The sequence below is a fragment of the Pigmentiphaga sp. YJ18 genome (assembly GCF_038066655.1).
Taxonomy (GTDB): Bacteria; Pseudomonadota; Gammaproteobacteria; order Burkholderiales; family Burkholderiaceae_B; genus Pigmentiphaga.
The window spans coordinates 558,997-579,883 of sequence record NZ_JBBUKU010000001.1 but is presented as its reverse complement, the minus strand read 5'-3'; the positions used below and the strand labels follow the sequence as shown (position 1 = coordinate 579,883).

General features: G+C 67.8%; 20 protein-coding genes. 13 read left to right on the top strand and 7 right to left on the bottom strand.

From position 1 onward, the window contains the following. Positions 1-72 precede the first annotated feature (72 nt). Complete coding sequence (locus WKR98_RS02845) at positions 73-1,146, top strand: DODA-type extradiol aromatic ring-opening family dioxygenase (protein WP_124691787.1); 1,074 nt, start codon at positions 73-75, stop codon at positions 1,144-1,146. Next, entirely contained in the window at positions 1,143-2,582 is a 1,440-nt protein-coding gene (locus tag WKR98_RS02840) for an aldehyde dehydrogenase family protein (RefSeq protein WP_341431988.1), read from the top strand. Before WKR98_RS02845 ends, WKR98_RS02840 begins: the two co-directional genes overlap by 4 nt. 41 nt (positions 2,583-2,623) lie before the next feature. On the opposite strand, the gene WKR98_RS02835 is transcribed toward WKR98_RS02840, so the two are convergent. Next, complete coding sequence (locus tag WKR98_RS02835; protein ID WP_161567990.1) at positions 2,624-3,613, bottom strand: Bug family tripartite tricarboxylate transporter substrate binding protein; 990 nt, start codon at positions 3,611-3,613, stop codon at positions 2,624-2,626. Positions 3,614-3,868: 255 nt separating this feature from the next. On the opposite strand from WKR98_RS02835, the gene WKR98_RS02830 reads away from it, so the two are divergent. The 3 genes from WKR98_RS02830 to WKR98_RS02820 are packed head-to-tail and all read left to right on the top strand — an operon-like array spanning position 3,869 to position 6,490. Beyond that, positions 3,869-4,837 carry a Bug family tripartite tricarboxylate transporter substrate binding protein gene (locus tag WKR98_RS02830; protein ID WP_341431987.1) on the top strand — a complete coding sequence of 323 codons (969 nt, stop codon included), beginning with the start codon at positions 3,869-3,871 and terminating at the stop codon, positions 4,835-4,837. A gap of 32 nt (positions 4,838-4,869) precedes the next feature. Beyond that, positions 4,870-5,772, top strand: a complete 903-nt coding sequence (locus WKR98_RS02825; RefSeq protein ID WP_124691783.1) for an amidohydrolase family protein — start codon at positions 4,870-4,872, stop codon at positions 5,770-5,772. Beyond that, positions 5,753-6,490 (top strand): SDR family NAD(P)-dependent oxidoreductase, encoded by a 738-nt coding sequence (locus WKR98_RS02820; protein WP_161567989.1) that lies wholly within the window; start codon positions 5,753-5,755, stop codon positions 6,488-6,490. The genes WKR98_RS02825 and WKR98_RS02820 overlap by 20 nt, the downstream gene beginning before the upstream one ends. A gap of 8 nt (positions 6,491-6,498) precedes the next feature. On the opposite strand, the gene WKR98_RS02815 is transcribed toward WKR98_RS02820, so the two are convergent. From WKR98_RS02815 to WKR98_RS02795, 5 genes are all read right to left on the bottom strand, one after another. After that, a complete protein-coding gene (locus tag WKR98_RS02815) occupies positions 6,499-7,266 on the bottom strand; it encodes an SDR family oxidoreductase (RefSeq protein WP_341431986.1) in 768 nt (255 codons plus the stop codon). Between the two features lie 100 nt (positions 7,267-7,366). Then, on the bottom strand, positions 7,367-8,464 hold the full coding sequence (locus WKR98_RS02810; RefSeq protein ID WP_341431985.1) for a CobW family GTP-binding protein: 1,098 nt from the start codon (positions 8,462-8,464) through the stop codon (positions 7,367-7,369). Further along, positions 8,461-9,426, bottom strand: coding sequence for a DUF6282 family protein (locus WKR98_RS02805; protein ID WP_341431984.1), 966 nt, complete (start codon positions 9,424-9,426; stop codon positions 8,461-8,463). The genes WKR98_RS02810 and WKR98_RS02805 overlap by 4 nt, the downstream gene beginning before the upstream one ends. A gap of 54 nt (positions 9,427-9,480) precedes the next feature. Continuing rightward, positions 9,481-10,437, bottom strand: a complete 957-nt coding sequence (locus tag WKR98_RS02800) for a tripartite tricarboxylate transporter substrate binding protein (protein ID WP_341431983.1) — start codon at positions 10,435-10,437, stop codon at positions 9,481-9,483. A 68-nt stretch (positions 10,438-10,505) separates the two neighbouring features. Continuing rightward, positions 10,506-12,080 carry an acetolactate synthase large subunit gene (locus WKR98_RS02795; RefSeq protein ID WP_341431982.1) on the bottom strand — a complete coding sequence of 525 codons (1,575 nt, stop codon included), beginning with the start codon at positions 12,078-12,080 and terminating at the stop codon, positions 10,506-10,508. 211 nt (positions 12,081-12,291) lie between these two features. On the opposite strand from WKR98_RS02795, the gene WKR98_RS02790 reads away from it, so the two are divergent. From WKR98_RS02790 to WKR98_RS02770, 5 genes are read left to right on the top strand one after another with little or no spacing between them, the layout of a single operon-like run. Then, entirely contained in the window at positions 12,292-13,266 is a 975-nt protein-coding gene (locus tag WKR98_RS02790) for a tripartite tricarboxylate transporter substrate binding protein (protein ID WP_124691776.1), read from the top strand. 7 nt (positions 13,267-13,273) lie between these two features. Next, positions 13,274-14,503, top strand: coding sequence for a CaiB/BaiF CoA transferase family protein (locus tag WKR98_RS02785; protein ID WP_124691775.1), 1,230 nt, complete (start codon positions 13,274-13,276; stop codon positions 14,501-14,503). 2 nt (positions 14,504-14,505) lie between these two features. Next, a complete protein-coding gene (locus tag WKR98_RS02780; RefSeq protein ID WP_341431981.1) occupies positions 14,506-15,303 on the top strand; it encodes an enoyl-CoA hydratase/isomerase family protein in 798 nt (265 codons plus the stop codon). A gap of 10 nt (positions 15,304-15,313) precedes the next feature. Beyond that, positions 15,314-16,408, top strand: coding sequence for a hypothetical protein (locus tag WKR98_RS02775; protein WP_341431980.1), 1,095 nt, complete (start codon positions 15,314-15,316; stop codon positions 16,406-16,408). Between the two features lie 42 nt (positions 16,409-16,450). Continuing rightward, positions 16,451-17,260, top strand: a complete 810-nt coding sequence (locus tag WKR98_RS02770) for an IclR family transcriptional regulator (RefSeq protein WP_341431979.1) — start codon at positions 16,451-16,453, stop codon at positions 17,258-17,260. Here the strand turns inward: WKR98_RS02770 and WKR98_RS02765 are convergent. Next, the gene (locus tag WKR98_RS02765; RefSeq protein ID WP_341431978.1) at positions 17,214-18,191 is read right to left on the bottom strand and encodes a LysR family transcriptional regulator; all 978 of its coding nucleotides are present in this window, start codon (positions 18,189-18,191) and stop codon (positions 17,214-17,216) included. The genes WKR98_RS02770 and WKR98_RS02765 overlap by 47 nt on opposite strands. Before the next feature lie 94 nt (positions 18,192-18,285). Here WKR98_RS02765 and WKR98_RS02760 point away from each other — a divergent pair, with 94 nt between their 5' ends. Genes WKR98_RS02760 through WKR98_RS02750 form a run of 3 tightly spaced genes read left to right on the top strand, consistent with a single transcriptional unit; the run spans position 18,286 to position 20,865 of the window. Further along, positions 18,286-19,149, top strand: a complete 864-nt coding sequence (locus WKR98_RS02760) for a hypothetical protein (RefSeq protein WP_341431977.1) — start codon at positions 18,286-18,288, stop codon at positions 19,147-19,149. 35 nt (positions 19,150-19,184) lie between these two features. Then, the gene (locus WKR98_RS02755; RefSeq protein WP_124691769.1) at positions 19,185-20,147 is read left to right on the top strand and encodes a Bug family tripartite tricarboxylate transporter substrate binding protein; all 963 of its coding nucleotides are present in this window, start codon (positions 19,185-19,187) and stop codon (positions 20,145-20,147) included. 19 nt (positions 20,148-20,166) lie between these two features. Beyond that, a complete protein-coding gene (locus WKR98_RS02750; RefSeq protein WP_341431976.1) occupies positions 20,167-20,865 on the top strand; it encodes an alpha/beta hydrolase in 699 nt (232 codons plus the stop codon). Positions 20,866-20,887 lie beyond the last annotated feature (22 nt).

Genomic DNA, 20,887 nt, shown 5'->3' with positions numbered 1-20,887 from the left:
AATGGCCGCCCGGGCCCGCGTTCCTACACTCCTTGGCACCCAGGACACATTGCCAAGAAAAGGAGAGACGGAATGGCCCAGGATCTGATCGTCGGCGGCGCCATGCTGCCGCATGCCCCGCAGTTCTTCACGATGCCCGATACCGAGGACAAGGACACGGTCCAGCGCGTCCGCGACGTGGCCGCGTCGATCGGGGAGCGCCTGCAGGCGCTCGAGCCCGATCTGTGGATCATGATCGCCAACGACCATGCCCAGCAGTTCTTCCACCAGTGCGCGCCGCCGTTCACGCTGCACGTCGGCGGCGTGGCCAGGGGCGAGTTCGCCGGCCGGGGGTTTCGCTACCAGGTGCCCAGCGACATTTCCTTCGCGATCGTCGAGGACCTGTACCGGTCGGGCTTCGATCCCGCCTTCACCAGCAGCGCCGAGATCGACTACGCGCTGGGCATCCCGCTGACGCATCTGGGCGTTTCGGCGCCCGTGCTGCCGGTCTACGTCAACGCCTACTTGCCGCCGCAGCCGACCACCGAGCGATGCTATGCCTTCGGCGTGGCGCTGGCCAACGCGGTGCGCCGCCTGGGGCTGCGCACGGTGGTCGTGGCCAGCGGCGGCATGTCGCATTTTCCCGGCACGGACCGCTACAGCCAGCCCGACCTGGACTTCGACAACCGGGTGCTGGATACGCTGCGGACCGGCAACCTGAAGTCGCTGATCGGGTACGGCGAATCGAAGCTGGACGATACCGGCAACATCGAATTGCGCTGCTGGGCGCTGGCGGCGGGGGCGCTGGGCGAGCGCGTGCCCGACGTGGTGCAGATGGACCCGAGCTGGCACCACAACTATGCGTCGGTGGGGTTCTTCTCTCCCCCCCAACCAGCGCCTCGCCCGCACTATCCGCGCATCGCGCCCGAATTGGCGGAGCTGACGCGCGCCCTGCACGGCCTGGCCTACGACCGGGCCAACCAGCATGCCTTCGTGGCGGATCCCCAGGCCTACGCCGCCCGCTTCGAGCTGAGCGAGGGCCATCGCGGGGCGCTGCTGGCCATGGATCAACTGAAATTCGCCGAGATGGGACTGCATCCGCTGATCGGGTTCCTGGCCAACATGAACATCCGGCACCTGCGCGCCGAGTCGGGAGGCGGGCGATGAAGAACGCGCTGGCTGGAGAGGTGCAGTCCTCGTTCATCGACGGGGTTCTGGTGGCGCCGGGGGCGGCGCGCATGTCGTGGCGCCAGGCCGGCAGCGGCGGCATGCTGGCCATCGCCGAGGCGGACGAGGATGTCGTGGCGCGGGCGGTCGCCAGCGCGCGGCGCGCGTTCCTGGCGCAGCGGCCGTCGCCGGTGACCGTGCGCCTGCGGCACCTGCAATGTCTGCGCGATGCCTTGTCCCGCGAGGCCGCGGCCCTGGCGCGTCTTATCAGCGAGGACGTCGGCAAGCCGATACGCGTGGCCCGGGGCGAGGTGGCGCGCGGCCTGCAGTTCGTCGAGGCCTGCATGTCGGAGCTGTCGCATCTGGGCGGCGAGGTCCTGCCCCTGGATGCCGTGTCGGCCGGCGTGGGGCGCATCGGCTACACCCGCCGCTTTCCCTATGGGGTCGTGGGTGCGATCACGCCGTTCAACGCTCCGGTGAACCTGCTCGTGCAAAAGCTGGCCCCCGCGCTCGCGGCCGGCAACGCGTGCGTGGCCAAGCCCGCGCCGGCGTCGCTGCGCACGGCCCTGCACCTGGCCGCCGCGGCGGTCGAGGCCGGCCTGCCGCCGGGCATGATGAACGTGCTGGCCGGAGACAAGGCGGCGGCGCTGGCCCTGGCGGGCCATCCCGACGTCGGCGTGGTGTCGTTCACGGGCGGGGTGCAGGCCGGGGAAGCGCTGGCCAGGGCGACCGGCGTGCGCCGCTTCGTGTCGGAACTCGGGTCGAGCGCCGCCAACGTCGTGCTGGCCGACGCGGACCTGGAGTCGGCCGCCGCCAAGATCGCCGCGGCCGCGTTCGAGGCCAGCGGGCAGCAATGCATCTCGGCGCAGCGCGTCATCGTCGAGGCGGGCGTCTACGACGCATTCGCGGCGCGGTTCGCCGCCGCCGCCGAGCGGATGCGCGTCGGGCCCGCGGACGACGAGCGGACCGACATCGGCCCGCTGGTGTCCCAGGCTTCGGCCGACCGCATCATGGGCTTGTGCGAGGACGCGATCGCGCACGGCGCGCGCTACCGGCTGGCGCCCCGGCGCGAGGGCCTGATCCTGTCCCCGGTCATCGTCGAGGCGCTGACGCCCGCCGCGCGGCTGTGGTACGAGGAAGTCTTCGGGCCGGTGGCCGTGCTGATCCGGGCCGACGACGCCGACGATGCGCTGGCGCTGGCCAACGATTCCCCGTTCGGCCTCCAGGGGGCGGTGTTCACCCGCAGCCTGGGCCACGCGTTCCGGTTCGCCGAGTCCTTCGAGGTGGGGGCGCTGTGGGTGAACGAGGCCAGCCGCTTCCGGCTGGACATGTATCCCTTCGGCGGCATGAAGCTGAGCGGCACCGGGCGGGAAGGGGTGCGCTATGCCATCGAGGAACTGTCGCAACTCAAGTTCACGGGCATGGCCTGGCAGTAGCCGCCAGGCGTGCCGCCCGGCCCGGGCGGCACGCCGGCCCATCAGTTCATCAGGGGCAGGCCCTGGTCGGCCACGACACGCTTCCACTTGGCGACTTCGCCCTGGAAGAATTTGCCGAACTGGGTGGGAGAGCCCGGCATCCCTTCCGCGCCCAGTTGTTCCAGCCGGCCCTTGAATTCGCTGGAAGCCAGGGCCTTGCCCAGCATCTCGTTAAGCTGGGCCACGCGTGCGGCATCCATGCCGGCGGGGCCGAAGATGCCGAACCACGAGACGAAGGAATACTTGGGGTAGCCCGATTCGGCCACCGTGGGCAGATCGGGCAGCGCTTCCGAGCGCGCGGCGCCGGTGACGGCGATGCCGCGCAGCTTGCCGCTGCGCACGTGTCCGACCACGGCGGGCATCAGTTCGAACACCAGGTCCAGGTTGCCCGCCATCACGTCGGCCATCGCCGGACCGCCGCTCTTGTACGGCACGTGCAGCAGGTCCACGCCGACCTCGCCCTTGAACAGCTCGACCGACAGATGGCTGGACGTGCCGATGCCCGCGGTGCCGAACGTCAGCTTGCCGGGATGCTTCCTGGCCTCGGCGACGAGATCGGCCACGCTGCGCAGCCGCGAGGACGGGTTGACGGCGATGACGTTCTGCAGCGAAGCCACGCCGCCGATGGCGACCAGATCCTTGAGCGGGTCGACGGGCATGCTGCGCATCAGGCTGGGATTGCTGGCCAGGCTCGTGGCGCCGAGCAGCAGCGTGTGCCCATCCTTGTCCTGGGCCCGCGCGACCAGCTCGGCGCCGATGTTGCCGCCCGCGCCGGGCTTGTTCTCGACAACCACGGGCTTGCCCGCGATGCCCGCCAGTTCCTTGGCGACCGAGCGTCCGAGTATGTCGCCGGCGCCGCCCGGCGCATAGGGAACGACCAGCGTGATGGGGCGCGTGGGAAAGGTTTCGGCGGCAAGCACGGCCGTATGGGCTCCGATGGCCAGGACGAGCATGGCGGCCTGTTTCAGGGCATGTGGCGGACGACGATGCATGGGGACTCCTGAAGGTTGAAAAGGGCACCGGCGAGTGTAGGAGCGGCCCCGCTCTTCCTTCTTATCCCGCTGTCTTCCCATTTACGTATTGATCGCATTTTTTTGCCCGGCACGCCGCGCTTGGAGGCCGCCCGCAATTAATCGGACACCCGCGTAAATGCGGCGACGAAACAGTAATGGCCGGCCTCGGCCCCATTCCTATAATCCGCCTCAGTTCCCGGGTACGCCCGTGTCACCCGTTCGCAAGGAGGCAGCATGAACCGGCAGTCGAGTCTTTGCGCGGCGATTCTCGTCGCGCTGTTGGGAGCCGGCACGGCAAGCGCCGCCGGCTATCCCGATCGTCCCATCAAGATGGTGGTGCCGTTCGCGGTGGGCGGGTTGAACGACGTGCTTGCCCGCATCATCGCGCCGCGGCTGACGGCCGAGCTGGGGCAGGCCGTGGTGGTGGAGAACAAGGGCGGCGCCGGCAGCGTCGTGGGGACCGAGCAGGCCGCGCGCGCCAGGCCGGATGGCTACACCCTGTTGCTGACCAGCGCCGCGCTGGCCATCAATCCCTCGCTGTACAAGAAGCTTCCCTACGACGTGCAGCGCGACTTCGTGCCCATCATCCAGATCTCCAGCACCCAGATGGTGCTGCTGCGTTCTCCCAAGTTCGAGCCGGACTCCGCGCCCGCGCTGATCGACTACCTACGCAAGCATCCGGGCAAGGTGAACTATGCGTCGTCGGGCGTGGGGTCGCCCAGCCACCTGGCCTCGGAGCTGTTCGTGCGCACGTACAAGCTGGACACGGTGCACGTGCCCTACAAGGGGGCGGGCCCCGCGCTGGCGGCGATCGCGGCGGGCGAGGCGGAGTTCTGCGTGGACGTGCTGCCCACCGCGATGACGATGCACAAGTCGGGCCTGCTGAAGATCCTCGCGCTGGTCGGCGACAAGCGCTCGCCGCTGCTGCCGGACGTGCCGACGCTGGCCGAGGTGGGGTTTCCCGAGTATTCCGCCAGCTCGTGGAACGTCATCATGGCGCCGGCGAACACGCCCGCCGACGTATTGGACAGGCTGCGCACGACGCTCAGGAAGATCATGGAGTCCGACAGCATGCGCGAGCGGATGCAGCAACTGGCGGTGGAGCCCCGGTCGGTAACCGGGGACGCGCTGACCGCGTTCATCTCCAGCGAAACGGGCAAATGGGGCAACTTGATTCAATCGGCGTCGATCACGGCCGATTAGCGCGAACCGACATTTGAGGAGTGTAGAAAAAAATGCGAGACGGATACCATGTCGTGGACCTGCGGGCCCGGCCGCCTACCAAGGAGATCCTGACCTATTTCACGCCGGATCACCTGAAGTTCTTCGGTGGCCATCTGGGCATGAAGACGATCCCGCCGTCCTATCTGAACGCCTCGGTGGAGCTGTTCTTCCAGGAAGCTGACCGCGCCGGCGTGGACCGGATGCTGTGCGTGCACCGGGTGGTGCCGGCCGCGGGCGGATCGCCGCGCAGCGACGTGTCCAACGACCATATCGCCGAGGTGGTCCATGCCCATCCCGACCGGCTGTCGGGCGTCGCGGGCATCGACGTCGGCGGGGATTTCGGCGACCCCCTGGAGGAAACCCGGCGGGCCATCGACGAACTGGGCCTGCGCGGCATCCACATCGCGCCCACGCGCAGCGCGCTCGCCACGCACTGGGACGACCGGCGCCTGTATCCGCTGTACGAGCTGTGCGACGACCGCAAGGTACCGGTGGTGCTGATGTCGGGGCCGTTCGCCGGACCCGAGATCGAGGACACCCATCCGCGCTACATCCAGGGCGTGGCGCGGGATTTTCCCAACCTGTCCATCGTCGCCGGACACGCCTGCTGGCCCTTCTTCGCGGAACTGCTGGGCGTGGCCTATCGCCACGAGAACGTGTACGTGTCGGCCGATGCCTATCTCTTCATGCCGGGGGGAGACCTGCTGGTCCAGGCGGCCAACGGCTTCCTGCAGGACCAGATGATGTACGGATCGGGGTATCCGGTGCGGGAGATCGATGCCTGCCTGGATGCGTACATGCAGCTGCCGCTGTCGGACACGAGTTTCCGCAAGACGCTGGGCGAGAACGCGGTGCGGGTGTTCGGCCTGCCCGGCCCCGGCCAGGAGGGGCAAGGTGGCCGCGCCAGCCGGTGACGGCGTGACGGTGATCACCGGGGCCAGCGGCGGGATAGGCGCGGCCCTGGCCCGGCGCGTGCTGGCCGAGGGCGGCAGGGTGGTCAACCTGTCCGACCGGCCGTCCGCGGCGCCGCTGGGCGCCATCGACCGGATCGTCGACCTGACGGACGCCCGGGCCACGCGCGAGGCATTCGAGGCCGTCCTGGGCCAGCACCGCGTGACGGGCTTCGTGCATTGCGCGGGAATCCCGCACATGGCGCCGGTCGAGGACTTCGACGCCCAGGGTTTCGACCGCATCGTGCATCTGCACCTGCGCGCGGCCATGCAATGCATCGGCCTCGTGGTCCCGGTCATGAAGGCACGGCGGCACGGCCACATCGTGCTGCTGGGCAGCCGGGTCAGCCTGGGACGCGCGCGCAGTTCGCTCTACGGTGCGGTGAAGTCCGGCATCCTGGGCATGGCCCGGGCTCTGGCGGTCGAGCTGGCGCCGCACGGCATCAACGTCAATGTCGTCAGCCCGGGGCCGGTGGATACGCCCATGCTGCGGGTCTATCATCCCGCCGGCTCGCCACAGGCCCAGGCGCTGGAGGCCTCGATTCCCATGGGGCGGGTGGCGCGGCCCGAGGACGTGGCCAACGCCGCCATGTTCTTCCTGCGGGACGAGACGTCCTACGTCACCGGGCAGAACCTGTTCGTGTGCGGCGGACGGGACATCGCGGCGGCCGAGGGGAACTGACGGCGGCGTCAGTCCGCATCCATGATGGACCCGCAGGTCAGGTTGACGATGGCGCCTGTCATCGCGCCCGCGCGGTCGGATGCCGCGAAGGCCGCCGCATCCGCCACCTCGGCGATCCGCGGCAGGCGTCCCAGCGCCGTTCCGGCGTCCATGTAGTCCCGGGTCTCGCGATATTCGACCTGGGCTTCGGGTGGCCAGGTCTCGGGCAGCGCGTCCGACCGCAGACAGACGACGCGCACGCCGTGCCGTCCCAGTTCACCGGCGAAGGTCCGGACCATGGCTTCGATGGCCGTGCAGGCAACGGCGAATCCGCCCGTCTTGTGATAGACCCGGTCCCGGCCCGACAGGCCGGCCGACGTCGCCGACAGCGCCAGGATGACGCCGCGTCCCTGCCGGACCATGTGCCGGGCCGCGCCGCGCATCGTCAGGAAATGGGCGCGCACGCCCGTTTCCACCGGGGCCATGAAATCGGCCAGGGGCATGTCCAGTAGCGGCGTGCCCTGCAGGTCGCCACGGATGCTGGCGGCGTTCAGGCTGATGTCGATGCGGCCGGCCTTCGCCGCGACCTCGGAGGCGTGGCGATCGACCGCGGCCTCGTCCAGCACGTCCAGCGTCGCCCAGTCCGCGCCGAGTTCGCGTGCCAGTGCCCGCAGCCCGTCGGGCGTGCGGCCGGCAAGAAATAGCCGCGCGCCTTCCCGGGCGAAGGTGCGGGCGACCTGGCTGCCGATGTGGCCGGCGGCGCCGTAGACGATGGCGGTCTTGTCCTGAAGCAGCATGGGGTGTCTCCCTGGAGCGGGCCGTGGGCGGCCGTGCATGGATCTTCCGATCATAATCCGGGGGGAGGCGCGAATTCTTTGGCGCCGAGGCCATGCGCCGTCAGCCCGGGACGAGCTGATCGGCGCTTTCCACCAGGCAACGCGCCAGGCTGTCGCGTATCGCGTCGGCCGGTAGGTCTCGGCCGATGAAGACCAGCCTGCTGCGCCGGGGCATCGTGCCCCACGGCGCGCCCCGATCGACGGCGATCGTCAGCTGGACCGCCTGCACGACGACCTGGCGCGCTTCGCCTTCCACCCACAGCACGCCCTTGCAACGGTAGAGGTCGACGCCCAGCCCCTCCGCGAGGGCGGACAGCAGCTGTTCCAGGCGGTCCGCGTCGAAAGGACGATCGGTGGTGAAGGCGAAGGAGGCGACGTCGGGTGTGTGTTCGCCGTTGCGCACGTGCGCGGCCTCGTGCCCATGATGGTGGCAATCGCCGGGATCATGGCCAGGGTTCTTGCCATGCGCGTCCCGCTCGGCGGTGTGCTCGCGCAATACCGAGGCCGCATCGAACGCGCCCACGTCCAGCAGTTCGTCGAGATTGGCCCGGCCTTGCCGCATCCATAAGATGGGCGCGCGCGGATTGATGCGCGCCAGCGCATCGGCCAGTTCCGGCAGGTCGGCAGCCTGGACCAGGTCCGTCTTGGAGACCAGGAGGCGGTCGGCATAGCCGACCTGCGCGCGCGCTTCGGGATGGGCGGCGAGCGTGGGAAGGCCGTGGCAGGCGTCGATCACGGTCAGTATGGCGTCCAGGCGGTAGGCGGCGGCCACGCCGGGTTCGAGAAAGATGGTCTGCGCCACGGGCCCGGGGTCGGCCATGCCCGTGGTCTCGATGACTACCCGGTCGAAGCGCAGTTCGTCCCGCGCGCGGCGCACGGCGAGGTTTTCCAGCACGCGCGCGAGGTCGCCGCGCACCGAGCAGCACAGGCAGCCGTTGCTCATCTCGACGATTTCTTCGCTGGCTTCCCGCACGAGCAGGTCGGTGTCTATGCTCTCCGGCCCGAACTCGTTCTCGATGACCGCGATGCGCTGGCCATGACGCTCGGTCAGGATGCGATTGAGCAGCGTGGTCTTGCCCGATCCGAGGAATCCCGTCAGCACGGTGACGGGAGTGCGCGGGGCGGCGTTCTCCCCATGGGGCGGCGCGGGCGAGTTCATGCCGCTTCCGGGCGCACCGGCGGACCGAGCGGTGACCGGTCCTGCCCGAGTGCCGCGAGTTCGGTGGGGTTGTCGCGCATCATGCGGTAGATGTCGGCCAAGGGCACGTCATAGCCCTGCAGGCGCTGGCCAAACATGCGGAACTGTTCGTCCGGAAACAGGCCCGAGATCATGCCGCCGCCGTCGGTCGACATGACGCAGCGCGCGGCGCCCACGCGCTTGATGGTCTCGGCCATCAGCTCGTAGTCGTAGCGCAGCTCCTTGCGGTGCCGCGAGGGTATGAGCAAGGTCGAGCACAGTTCGATGCAGGCGCCACGGCGGGTGATGTCCTCGGCGTAATCGATGTCGACGCGGGGAAAGTAGTAGATATGGTTGACCAGCACGCGCGCGCCGATCTGCGCGCAACGGTCGACGATGAGCGAGATTTCCTCGGGGCTGAGGTGGGCAGTGCAGAACAGCGCGTCGTACTGCTTGACCAGGTCCAGGATCTCTAGGATTTCCGGCGTGAGCCGGCCGTCGGCATCGAGCACGGTGACACCACCGCGTTCGCTGCCGGGAAGCACCATGCCGGGTACGCCCCATTTGCCGAATTCGCCGGTAATGGTGCCGTGGTAGCAGGCGTGCCCGGTCGGCCCCCAGACGATGCGGCCGCCCAGCATGAAGGCGGCTTCGACGGCCGCGGGGTTGACGCCGCCCACGCATTGGTTGAGCGTGACTCCGCCGATGACCTGCAGGCCGGGCACCGCCGTCTGCGCATGATAGGCGCGAGAAACCGTGTTTTCGTGATGACTCTTGAGCGCAATGGCGCGCATGCCGGCATCGCGCGCCCGCCGTGCCATGTCGAGGTCGTCTCCCAGGCGGGGAAACAGGCAGGGCGCCGAATGCACGTGCAGGTCCACGCAGTCGGTCAGATCGAAAGGGCCTTGCACGTAGCGCTCGTGCAGGGTGGAAGCGTCGGTCATGCTTGTCTCCTGTCGTGGTTGGGGCGAGGCGGCGGGGCCGTTTCCCTTGTGTCGTCAGTTCTGCGCAGGGACGGCGAGCCGTTTGACCAGCGCGCCTTTTTCCTCGTAATCGCGCATCACGCTGGCCGTGAAGGCCTTGCGGTCCTTGTAGACGATCTCGTCGCGCAGCATCTTGACCGCGGCCTGCATGACGTCGGTTTTCACCGCGTTCTTGCACGCGCGTTCGAGTTTCGCCAGCACGGGGGCAGGCGTGGCCCTGGGAGCCATCAGTCCGACCAGCGCCGGCTGCAGCGATGGCAGTCCCAGTTCCTTCAGTGTGGGTACGTCGGGTATCTCGGGATGGCGGCGGTCGCTGATGATGGCCAGCATGCGCACCGGACGGGAGGTCGCCAGCGTGCTGCCTACGGTGACGACCCCGAAGTCCAGCCTCGCGGTCTGCAGGTCGAGGAACATGGGGGTTTCGCCGCGGTAGGGAACGCCGGTGACGGAGAAGCCGCGGCCCTGGATCGCGGTCTCCAGGGACAGGTGCGTGATGCTACCCACGCCCAGATGGCCGTAGCTCAGCTTGCCAGGCGAGGCCTGGATGGCGGCGTACAGATCCTGCAGCGTCTTGTAGGGCGAGTTCTGCGGGACCGCGATCGCGAAGCGGTTCTCGAAGACCTGGCAGACGTATTCGAGCGAATCCACGCCGTAGGCCGGCTTGCTCATCAGGTGCAGGGCATTGGTGATGGGCGTGATCGGGCCGAAGTTCAGTACATAGCCGTCCGGCGGGGCGGATACGGTGGCGGCCGTGCCTCTCATGCCTGACGCGCCGTCGCGGTTCTCGACCACGACGGGTTGGCCAAGCTCCTGGCTCATGGCGCGGGCGAAGCCTCGCGCCATGGTGTCGATGCTGCCGCCGGCCGCCCACGAGACGATGATCTGTACCGGCTTGGCCGGATAGGAGTCCTGGGCGAAGGCCGCGATGGGCAGCAGGAAGGCGGCGAGCAGTCCGGCGGCATGTCGCGGCATGAAAGATCGGTGGGTAGAGGGCATGGTGTCTCCGGTGGATAGTCGAGCGGGGGAATGAAGCGCGGCGGTCAGGTCTCCAGTCGGGCTTCGATCAGGAATGGGCCGCGGCATGTCAGGGCCGATCGCAGCGCGGCCGCGAACGATTCGACCGTTTGCACCGCCACGCCTTCCACCCCCATGCCGCGGGCCAGGTCGACCCAGTCCAGCGCGGGGTCGTCCAGGTCCAGCATGCGGCGGGCGTTTTCGCCCGCCGTGCCGGCGCCGACGTGCCTGAGTTCGGCATGAAGAATGGCGTAGCGGCGGTTGGACAGGATGATGGTGACGACATCCAGGCGCTCGCGCGCCTGGGTCCACAGAGCCTGCAACGTGTACATGCCGCTGCCGTCGGCCTGCAGGCAGACGACGCGGCGGTCGGGGCACGCGATGGCCGCGCCGGTTGCCATGGGCAGCCCGGAACCGATGGCGCCGCCGGTGATCTGGAGGTAGTCGTGGGGCGCGGCGCCGCGGGTCTGTTCGAACAGGTCGCGCCCCGACGACACGGATTCGTCGCACAGGATCGCGTGTTCAGGCAGCAGGCGCCCCAGGGCGGTGATGAGGGCGGCGGGCGTCAGGCCACCCGATGGCATGGGGCCGGCGCCCGGCGCTTCCAGCAGGGGATGCGGCGCGACGCCCAAGCCCAGTTCATCGGCCAGCCAGTCGAGCGTTGCCACGGGGTCCTGTTCGTCGGTCGCCAGTCCGATGACTTCGCAGCCGGCGGGAAGCAGACTGCTGGGCTTGCCTGGATAGGCGAAGAAGGCCACCGGGGAGCGTGCGCCGATCAGGATGATCTGCTCGGCGTCGGCCAAGATCCGAAGCGCCGAATCGACGCCGAACGGCACTCTGTCCAGCGTTACCCGGCCGGCGCCGCGTTCGACGCGGCCGTTGGACTGCGGTGCGAGCAGGCGGGCGCCGCAGCCCTGGGCAATGCGGCTGGCGGTGGCGAGCGGCGCGGCGCGCAGCGCCCGGCCTCCCAGCATCAGCAGAGTGCGCTTGCCGTTGCGCAACCGCTCGACCGCCTCCCGCATGGTCTCGGGCGCGGGCAGGCACGGCGTGTCGGGGGATGCGGCCACGGTTTGGCTGGCGGCGGCATCGGACCAGGCGATGTCGGCGGGCAGGATCAGTGTCGCGATGCGCCCCGGCGCATGGCGTGCGGCCGCGATGGCCGTGGCGGTATCGGAGTGGACCCGGGCGGGGTCGGAGATGGTGCGGACCCAGGCCGACATGGGGCGCGCCAGCGTCTCGATGTCCGACGTGAGCGGCGCGTCGTAGGGCAGATGGTGGCGTGCGTGGTCGCCGACGATGTTGACGACAGGGGAGCCGGCCCGCCGCGCGTTGTGCAGGTTGGCCAGGCCGTTCGCCAGCCCCGGCCCCAGGTGGAGCAAGGTGGCCGCCGGCTTGTCGGCCATGCGGGCGTATCCGTCGGCGGCGCCGGTGACGACGCCCTCGAACAGGCCCAGCACGCAACGCATGGCCGGCTTGCGGTCGAGCGCGGCGACGAAATGCATTTCGGATGTGCCGGGATTGGCGAAGCAGGTGTCGATGCCGTGGTCGAGCAGGGTGTCGCACAGGACATCGGCGCCGGAAGGGACGGGGTGGTTGGTCATGATCGGGCGGTCGGGCTGTCGAGATCGGGACTGTAGATCGCGAGCCGCCGCCGCGGACGGGTTTGATGCCAGGCATCGGACGAAATCACATATGTGATTTCGAGGCCGGCGGGGTGGTTTTTCGTTGTCCTCCCGCCCAGCGGGTTCTTATGATCCGCTCCACGCAGCGGCGGTGCATGGCCGCGACGAAACCAGGCGAAAGGAGACACCGATGCCGATACGAATGCTGGGCGCCATGCTGGCGGGACTCTCGATCACCCTTGGAAGCGCGGCGACGGCGGCCGATACGGCGGCGGATTTCCCGTCGCGGCCGCTGCGCCTGCTGGTCGGCTCGCCGCCTGGGGGGTCGACCGACACCTATGCGCGCATCATTGCCGAGCCCTTGGGCAAGGTGCTTGGCCAGAACGTGGTGGTCGAGAACCGCACCGGGGCCAGCGGCATCGTGGCCACCAGCGCCATGCTCAATTCAGCCGCCGATGGCTACACGCTGCAGTTCGTCTATACGTCGTATACGCTGGCTCCCAGCCTTTACAAGGATCTGCCCTATGATGCCGGGAAGGATGTGGCCGGCGTCTCCATGGTGGTGACCTCGCCGCTGACCCTGGTGGTGGGTGCCTCCTCTTCCCTGGCGAGCCTGGACGACGTGGTCAAGCTTTCCCGCAAGCGTTCGCTGAACTACGGTTCCGCCGGCGTGGGTAGCGGGGGACACCTGACCGCCGAGATGTTGCGCCTGTCGACCGGCATGCCGGCCGTGCACGTGCCCTATCGCGGCGCGGCGCCCGCCGCGGCGGCGGTGGCGGCGGGCGACGTCGATTTCGCCTTCGTGGCCCAGGTCACCGCCAAGGAACTGATGCAGGCCGGCAAGCTGCGTCCGCTCGCCGTGACCAGCACGCGGCGCACACTCATGCTGCCCGAGGTACCCACCATGCTGGAGCTGGGCGTCAAGGACTACGAGTTCTTCAATTGGTTCGGGGTGGTTGCCCCGGCCAGGACTTCGCCCGCCATCGTCGAGAAAATCAGCCGCGGCATCGCCCAGGTGCTCAAGAATCCCGACGTGCGCGCACGGCTGACCTCCGATGGATCCGACGTGGTGGGCAATACGCCGGCCGAATTCAGCCGTTTTCTCCAGGACGACATCCGGAAATCGGGCGAACTGGTACGCCAGATCGGCATCAAGCAGGAATAGGGGAATCATGGAAGCAACAAGAGCCGCGGAACAGGGGCCGCTCGCCGGCGTGCGGGTGGTCGACCTGTCGACAGTCGTGGTGGGGCCGGCCTGCACGCTGGCGCTGGCCGATCACGGCGCGGAGGTCATCAAGATCGAGGCGCCGGATGGCGACCTGATGCGCCAGCTCGGCGGCGGCGCGCGCCACCGCGGCATGACCGGCAAGTTCATGAACTTCAACCGCAACAAGCGTTCGGTCTGCATCGACCTGAAGACGGACGGCGGCCGGGCGGTATTGCGGCGCCTGCTGGAAAGCGCGGATGTCTTCGTCACCAACATGAGAACGAGCGCGCTGGACAAGCTGGGGCTGGACTGGGAGTCGCTGCGCGCGGTCAACCCCAGGCTCATCCACTGCCTGGTGCTGGCCTTCGGCCGCAAGGGCCGTTATGCGGGCCGCCCCGCCTACGACACGGTCATCCAGAGCGTCTCCGGCGTGGCCGGCGCATTCGAGGCGTCGAGCGGGGAACCCCGCTTCGTGCCTTTCGTCATGACCGATCACATCACCGGCCAGATCGCCGCGCAGGCCATCGGGTTCGCGCTTTACCGGCGCACCCGGACGGGCGTGGGCGAGTCCATCGAAGTGCCTATGTTCGAGACCATGGCGGCCTTCGTCATGCGCGAGCACATGGGCAACCTGACCTTCGATCCGCCCATCGGGCCGGTTGGCGATGCGCGTATTCTCAACGCCGACAATCGTCCGGTGCCGACCAAGGACGGCTACATCGCCATTTCCCCGAACACCGATGCCCAGGCTTTCGCGTTCTTCGATGCCATCGGACAGCCGGAGTTGAAAACGGACCCGCGCTTTCGCAGCGTGGCGGCGCGCACCGCCAACAGCCTGGACTATTACGCCCTGCGTGCCAGTGCCCTGAAAGGCAGGACGTCGGCCGAGTGGCTGGAGATTCTCGAGCGTGCCGACGTGCCGGCCATGCGCTACAACACGCTGGAAAGCCTGCTCGATGATCCGCATCTGGAGGATGCGGGTTTCGTCCAGCGCGTGGATCACCCCAGCGAAGGGAAAATCCGGCAGATCGGTCTGCCCAATGCCTTTTCAGGAGGCAATCGGGCACAGGCGCGGCCCGCGCCTCGGTTGGGCGAAGATACCGTGGCCGTGCTGGGCGAGTGCGGCTTCGGCCAGGATGAAATCGATGCCGCGCTGCGCGACCGCCTGGTCTACGGCATCAAGTCGGAGGAATGATCATGGACGAGGCCCGCGCCCTCGAGGCGGAACTGGTGGTATCGACCGACAATCACGTACGGCTGCTGAGATTGAACCGTCCCGAGCGCCGTAACGCCTTGTCGCGCTCGCTGATGGTGGCGATTGTCGAAGCGATACTGGATGCCGAGGAAGACGACGACGTGCGCGTCATCGTGCTGACCGGCACGGGTGACGCGGCGTTCTGCGCCGGCGGCGATCTCAAGGAGATGCGCGGCAACGACGAGGCCGGCGCGCGCTTTCGCTCACCCATGAACCGCCTGGAGCGCAATGTGTTCGAAGTGGTGCTGGAGGCGAAGAAACCCACCATCGCGGCGCTCAACGCCAGCGCGGTCGCCGGCGGCTTCGAACTGGCGCTGGCCTGCGATCTGCGCGTCTCCCATGCCGAGGCACGCTTCGGCCTGCCCGAGACCAAGATAGGCATGGGGGCGAATTTCGGCTCGGTGCTGTTGCCGCGGCGGGTGGCGCCGGGCATCGCGCTGGAGATGCTGTTCACCGGCGAGTACATCGATGCGGCCGAAGCCCATCGGATCGGATTGCTCAACCGCGTGGTGGGCGCGAACGAGGTGTTGCCGGTGGCGCTGGAGCTGGCGCGCAGGATCGCCGACAACGCCCCCATTTCCGTCCGGCGCGTCAAGGCGGTGGCCTTGCGCGGACTGGAACTGCCGGTGGCGGCGGCGCTGCGCCAGGATCCAGGCGCCAATCCCTACCTGAGCGAGGATCGCAAGGAGGGCATACGCGCGCGCCTGGAGAAACGCAAGCCGGTATGGCGCAACCGATAGGAGCAGGAAGATGAAGACCGCATGGCCCAAGGTATTGATCACCGACGAGACTTTGCGCGACGGATTGCAGATCGAACGCGAAGGCGTGACCGTGGACGAGAAGCTGGAGATATTGCGGATGCTGGTGGATGCCGGCATACGGCGTCTCGTCGTGGGGGCTTTCGTCAATCCCAAGTGGAGTCCCCAGATGGGCGACACGCTGCGCCTGGTCGAGCGGCTGCGGCCGGTGCCGGGCGTGGAGTTCTTCGCGCTGGCGCTGAACGAACGCGGGCGCGAGGACCGCAAGCGGCATGCCCCGCCGCTGAGCCTGGAACCGCTGCCGGCCACCCATCTGCACATGTGCGAGACGTTCCTGCAGCGCAATACCAACCAGACCATGGAAGGGCAGGAGCGGATATGGCGAACACCGGTCGAGAAGGGCCGCGCGGCCGGCGCGACGCAGGCCGCGGTGGGCTTGAGCGCCGGCTGGGGCTCGAACTGGAGCGGCAAGTTCACGCAAGCCGCGCGCCTGGATGCGCTGCAGCGCCAGGTCGATGCCTGGAACGGCGCTGGTATCGAGGTCAAGCGCGTGGACCTGGCCGATCCCATGGCATGGAACACCCCGCTGGAAGTGGCCTGCGACCTGGAGGCGATCAAGCGGCGCTTTCCGTCCATCGACGTTTTCCATCTTCACCTGCACAACGCCCGGGGCATGGCGATGCTGTCCATGTACGAAGCGCTCAAGTTGCTGGAGGCCAGCGATACGCTGGTGGCCGATACGGCACTGGGCGGCATAGGCGGGTGCCCGTACTGCGGCAACGGCCAGGCTACCGGCATGATCCCTACCGAGGACTTCGTCCAGTTGCTGCAGACGCTCGGCATGGACCTGGGCGTGGATCTGGACCGCCTGGTCGAGGCCTCGGTGCGCTTGTCCGAGATCCTTGGCCGGCCGCTGCATTCGCAGGTGGCGCGCAATGGTCCGTTGCCGGCGGCGGGCCGCCTATACAGTCCGGACGTGCCGGTGGTCTACACTTTCCATGAGGCCCAGCATTTCCGGCTGGGGCCCTCGGTTTACGAAGGCAATGCGCGGCCCTGGATCAAGCCGGCCGCGCCGGCCGGCAAATAGCGGGACCCGGCCGCCGCGCTGGACGGTACGAGGCGTGGAGATATGGAAGGGACGATCAAGTCGGCGCGGCGGGTACTGGAGATCTTCGAGTTCTTCGCCCAAACCCATGCGGCCACGACGGTCAAGGAACTGTCGCAGTGCCTGGGCTATCCGCAATCCAGTACCTCGCTGCTGCTCAAGAGCCTGCTGGCGCAAGGCTATCTGCGCTACGACCCGCCCACCCGTACCTACTACCCGACCTTGCGCGTGATGCTGCTCGGGTCGTGGGTGCACGACGAGATCTTCGGCAATGGCAGCCTTATTTCATTGCTGGAAGGGTTGCGGCGCGAGTTCGGGCATTCGGTGCTGCTCGGCATGCGGCAGGGCATCCATGTGCGCTACATCGTGACTCTGTGTGCCGAAACCACTGGCTTGCCGCCATACGCCACCGGCATCCTGCGGCCGGTGTGCCGGGCGGCGGTCGGCAAGATACTGCTGGCTGGACTGCGCAACACCGAGATCTCGCTGATCGCCCGGCGCGCGAACGCGCAGGAAACCGATCCCGCCTGCAAGGTCGCGGTGCCCGAGTTGCTGGCGGACATCGAGGCCTGCCGCGAACGAGGCTGGGCCGAAAGCCGGGGGCGGGTGGTGGCGGGGCGCAACGTCATCGCCATGGCGCTTCCGCCCGTGCCGGGCCAGATGGACCTGGCCATCGGCCTGGGCGGCCCCGAAGATGCCATTGCCCGCCAGCGCGACGAGGTGGTGGACCGCCTGCGGCAGATAGGCGTGGCGTTGCAGGGCCAGGCGGCCATGCGGGCCGGGGTGCCTACGCGGGGCCAAGATCCCGGCTGGCCGCAATGGCCAAACTCCTGAACCATCGATGTGCGGGGTCGGTGTGGCTACGTTCGTGCCAGTAGCCCATCATCCTGACCCTTGGCAGGCGCAGCGGCGGTTCGGTGATTTCCAGGTGCGAGGCGTGAGCGACGACATCCCGCGCAAGGCGCTGGGGAATGGTCACTACGAAATCGGTGCCTTCCACCATGCGGGGAACGGATAGATAGTCCTGCACCAGAAGCGCGATCGAAAGCGTCGTTCCATATTGGGCAACGGCGCTGTCGACCGCCTTGCCCGTGGTGGTGCGCTCCGCGCCTTGGGCGCGGATGTGGGATGCGGCCAGATATTCCGCGATGCTCAAGGGGCCTCCCTTGCCGTTGCGCCGCTTGTCCGACACGCAGACGATCCTGTCATGGAAGAGCAGGACTGATCGTAAGGATAAGGGAGGCGGCCCCTGCCCCCAGGCCAGCCGCAGGTCGACTTCTCCGCTTTCGAGCTGTTCGTGCGCATGGCCGTAATGGGGCGGCTTGAGCTCCATCCTGACTCCCGGCGCATGTTCGCGTACCCGGCGGACCAGTCCGGGCAGCAGGACGTGCTCGGTATAGGGAGCCGACGTCACGACGAATCGGCGCCGGGAGGTGGCGGGGTCGAATTTCTCTTCGTGGGCCATCAGTCGATCGAATCTGTCGAGCAAGTCTCGCACCATGGGCTCGATTTCCTTGGCGCGTTGGGTATGGATCATGCCGTTGCGGCTGCGCGTCAGGAGCGGATCGGCGAACAGGCGGCGTAGCCGGTTCAGGACATGGCTCATGGCGGGTTGGCTCATGTCGAGTTTCTGGGCCGAGCGCGACACGCTTCTTTCGGAAAGAAGAACAAGGAGGATGCGCAGCAGGCGCACGTCGACGTTCTCGAGAGCAGGGTTGTCCATGAAATTCCTTGTCCGCAGCACCGAATAACGGTTATTCATCATGGATCATAGTTAGACATGGGCTGGCTGGCTAGAATGCCTTTTGTCCTGCCTGCCTCAGGCTGGGGTGCCCGGTCAGTCCTGAAAGGAGATTCCAGTGGCCAGCCCGTCCGCATTCGAACTCGCGACCAGCCGGATAGCGAAGCCGCCGGCAGATCACGTATCCCAGGTGATTCCGATATTCGATTTCGCCGGGCCCGGGGACGCAGTCATCGCCGGACGGCACAGTTTTCGGCTTAGCCTGTGCCAGGTCGGACCAGGCGAAGGCCTGGACATCGCGCCGAGCGATGCGGACCAGGCTCTTTTCTGTTTGCAGGGCGAAGCCGCCGTCCAGCAAGATGGCGGCACGGTGAGTGCGAAACGCTGGGACTGCGTGGCGCTGGCTTCCGGCAAACCCACGCAGGTGCGCAACTCAGGTACGGCTCCGGCCCGACTGTTGCTGCTTGCTGCCGATCCCCAGGCCTATCGCGACACTGGACGCACGCCGACGGTGGATGGTCCGTTCGAAGGCCGGCGCATCGCACGCTGGGGCGAGGTGAAAGGCTACGACGATGCCTTCGCCACCAGCAATACGCCCGGTCTGGAGAAACGTGTTTTCAAGCTGGTCAACCGCGGCATCAGCGTCGGGGCGCATCATTTGCCCGCGCTGGCCTTCGAGTTTCCGTTCTCGATGAGCATCATCGAGATGGAGGCAGGCAAGGGCGCCTCGCTGCATGCCCACGCGACCGAGGAGATCTTCGTTCCGCTGGATGGTGACCTGGATTTGTTTTGGGGTGACGAGGCCGAGAGCCGGATAAGGCTGGCGCCGCACGAGATCGTATCGATGCCGATCGGGCTGATGCGAGGATTCACGAACGGGAATGCCCGCCAGTTCCACATGCTGGCGCTGGTCGGAGGCTGGAACCGGCAATCCGTGGACAGCGTGACCTACCGGTCTCCCGATTTCTCTACGGTCGCTTGATCCGGGCGGCGGATCGCAGTTTGCTGGAGAGTCCGATGCGGAACCTTGCTGGATGGAAGATCCTGGTGGCGGCTGGCTTGTGGTGTTGCAGCGCGTCGCTCGCGCTGGCGGACGGCTGGCCGGAGAGGCCGCTGCGCCTGGTGGTGCCGTTCGCGCCCGGAGGACTGACTGACGTGGTGGCGCGGGCGGTTGCCGAGCGCATGTCGGACGAACTGGGGCAGCCCATCGCGGTGGAGAATCGACCCGGGGCGGGCGGCAACATCGGCGCGTCGGCGGCTGCCCGGGCGCCGCGGGACGGCTACACGCTGCTGATGGTGTCGCATCTGCTGGCCTTGAACAAGACAGCCTATCGCCAGATCGACTATGACCTCGAGAAGGATTTCGCCCCGGTGGGCGAAGTCGGTCGAAGCGCGAATTTCCTGGTCGTGCGTCCCGATTTCCCCGCCAAGGATCTCGCGGAAATGGTTGCCTACATGCGGCGGCATCCGGGCAAGGTCAATTTCGCCGTGGCCGGTGCCGGGCCTACCGCCGCATACTTCGCGATGACCAGCCGCACCGATTTCGCGACCATATCGTACAAGGGGAACGCCCCGGCGCTGACGGACCTCGTGGCTGGCAGGATCGACGCCATGATGGTGGCGGCGGAGACGGTGCTTCCGTACGTGGCCGACGGTAGGGTGAGGGTGGTGGCGCTGACCAGTTCCGGTGAGCGGTCGCCATATTTTCCCGAAATTCCGGCCGCGGCCGAGACCGTGCCGGAATTCATCGCCCCCGGATTTCTTGGGCTGGTGACGACGAAAGACACCGATCCCGCTATCGTGCAGCGACTTTCCCAGGCCCTGCGAGCGGCGTTGCGCAGTGACCGGATCCAGGCCCAGTTCAAGAAACTGGGGATCGCGGTGGCGGAGAGTTCGCCGGATCAGTTCGGGATGAAAATCGGCGAGGAAGTCCAGCGGTGGGCCGTCGTGGTCAAGGCCACCAACGGGTTCATCAACTGACCCGGATCGGCAGGCGATCATGCTCGAACGCTATGGTTTCGCTCACGATGGCGCCTCGATTTCGGCTGCGTTATGGACGCCCGAAAAACGGCCCAGTGCCATCGTCCAAGCCTGCCACGGGGGCAGCGGCCACAAGGAAGCCGACGCGGTCCTTGCCATCGTCGACCGGCTCGTGCCTCGGGGGATGGCCGTGCTGGCTATAGACGGCCCGGTGCACGGGGAACGCAGCCCCGACGGAAGCCGGGATCCGGAGGCCGCCCGGCGGTATTTCCGCGCGGCTTGGCGGACTGGGCTGGGCAGGACGAGCATGGCGCGGGAAATGACTGCCGCGCTCGACCATCTGACGGCAACGCGCGGGTGGGAGGGCTTGCCGGTCGGCTATATCGGCGTTTCGATGGGTACGGCCTACGGCATTCCCTACCTGGCGTCGGATCGCCGCGTGCAAGCGGCGGCCATCGGTCTGTGGAGCGCCAATTACGCGGCCAGCGACCATCTTGCCGGGTTCGCCGCGCGGATCGAATGTCCGATCTGGTTCACCCAGCAATGGGACGACGAGTTCTTCGATCGGGAAGGTACGGCGCGGCTGTTCGACGCCCTGGGCTCGCGGGACAAGCGGCTGGTCGCGTACCCGGGACCGCATCGCGCGCTGGAAGGCGAGCGCCTGGGCGATGCCATCGATTTCCTGGCCGGCCGACTGCTGAGCAAGGCAAGGCCGTAGGCACGCGGACGGGCGTGGCGGG

What these genes read in the sequence shown, in the direction of transcription:
- WKR98_RS02845 (WP_124691787.1), top strand. Translation starts at nt 73, where the DNA reads ATGGCCCAGGATCTGATCGTCGGCGGCGCCATGCTGCCGCATGCCCCG.
- WKR98_RS02840 (WP_341431988.1), top strand. Translation starts at nt 1,143, where the DNA reads ATGAAGAACGCGCTGGCTGGAGAGGTGCAGTCCTCGTTCATCGACGGG.
- WKR98_RS02835 (WP_161567990.1), bottom strand. Translation starts at nt 3,613, where the DNA reads ATGCATCGTCGTCCGCCACATGCCCTGAAACAGGCCGCCATGCTCGTC.
- WKR98_RS02830 (WP_341431987.1), top strand. Translation starts at nt 3,869, where the DNA reads ATGAACCGGCAGTCGAGTCTTTGCGCGGCGATTCTCGTCGCGCTGTTG.
- WKR98_RS02825 (WP_124691783.1), top strand. Translation starts at nt 4,870, where the DNA reads ATGCGAGACGGATACCATGTCGTGGACCTGCGGGCCCGGCCGCCTACC.
- WKR98_RS02815 (WP_341431986.1), bottom strand. Translation starts at nt 7,266, where the DNA reads ATGCTGCTTCAGGACAAGACCGCCATCGTCTACGGCGCCGCCGGCCAC.
- WKR98_RS02810 (WP_341431985.1), bottom strand. Translation starts at nt 8,464, where the DNA reads ATGAACTCGCCCGCGCCGCCCCATGGGGAGAACGCCGCCCCGCGCACT.
- WKR98_RS02805 (WP_341431984.1), bottom strand. Translation starts at nt 9,426, where the DNA reads ATGACCGACGCTTCCACCCTGCACGAGCGCTACGTGCAAGGCCCTTTC.
- WKR98_RS02800 (WP_341431983.1), bottom strand. Translation starts at nt 10,437, where the DNA reads ATGCCGCGACATGCCGCCGGACTGCTCGCCGCCTTCCTGCTGCCCATC.
- WKR98_RS02795 (WP_341431982.1), bottom strand. Translation starts at nt 12,080, where the DNA reads ATGACCAACCACCCCGTCCCTTCCGGCGCCGATGTCCTGTGCGACACC.
- WKR98_RS02790 (WP_124691776.1), top strand. Translation starts at nt 12,292, where the DNA reads ATGCCGATACGAATGCTGGGCGCCATGCTGGCGGGACTCTCGATCACC.
- WKR98_RS02785 (WP_124691775.1), top strand. Translation starts at nt 13,274, where the DNA reads ATGGAAGCAACAAGAGCCGCGGAACAGGGGCCGCTCGCCGGCGTGCGG.
- WKR98_RS02780 (WP_341431981.1), top strand. Translation starts at nt 14,506, where the DNA reads ATGGACGAGGCCCGCGCCCTCGAGGCGGAACTGGTGGTATCGACCGAC.
- WKR98_RS02775 (WP_341431980.1), top strand. Translation starts at nt 15,314, where the DNA reads ATGAAGACCGCATGGCCCAAGGTATTGATCACCGACGAGACTTTGCGC.
- WKR98_RS02770 (WP_341431979.1), top strand. Translation starts at nt 16,451, where the DNA reads ATGGAAGGGACGATCAAGTCGGCGCGGCGGGTACTGGAGATCTTCGAG.
- WKR98_RS02765 (WP_341431978.1), bottom strand. Translation starts at nt 18,191, where the DNA reads ATGATGAATAACCGTTATTCGGTGCTGCGGACAAGGAATTTCATGGAC.
- WKR98_RS02755 (WP_124691769.1), top strand. Translation starts at nt 19,185, where the DNA reads ATGCGGAACCTTGCTGGATGGAAGATCCTGGTGGCGGCTGGCTTGTGG.
- WKR98_RS02750 (WP_341431976.1), top strand. Translation starts at nt 20,167, where the DNA reads ATGCTCGAACGCTATGGTTTCGCTCACGATGGCGCCTCGATTTCGGCT.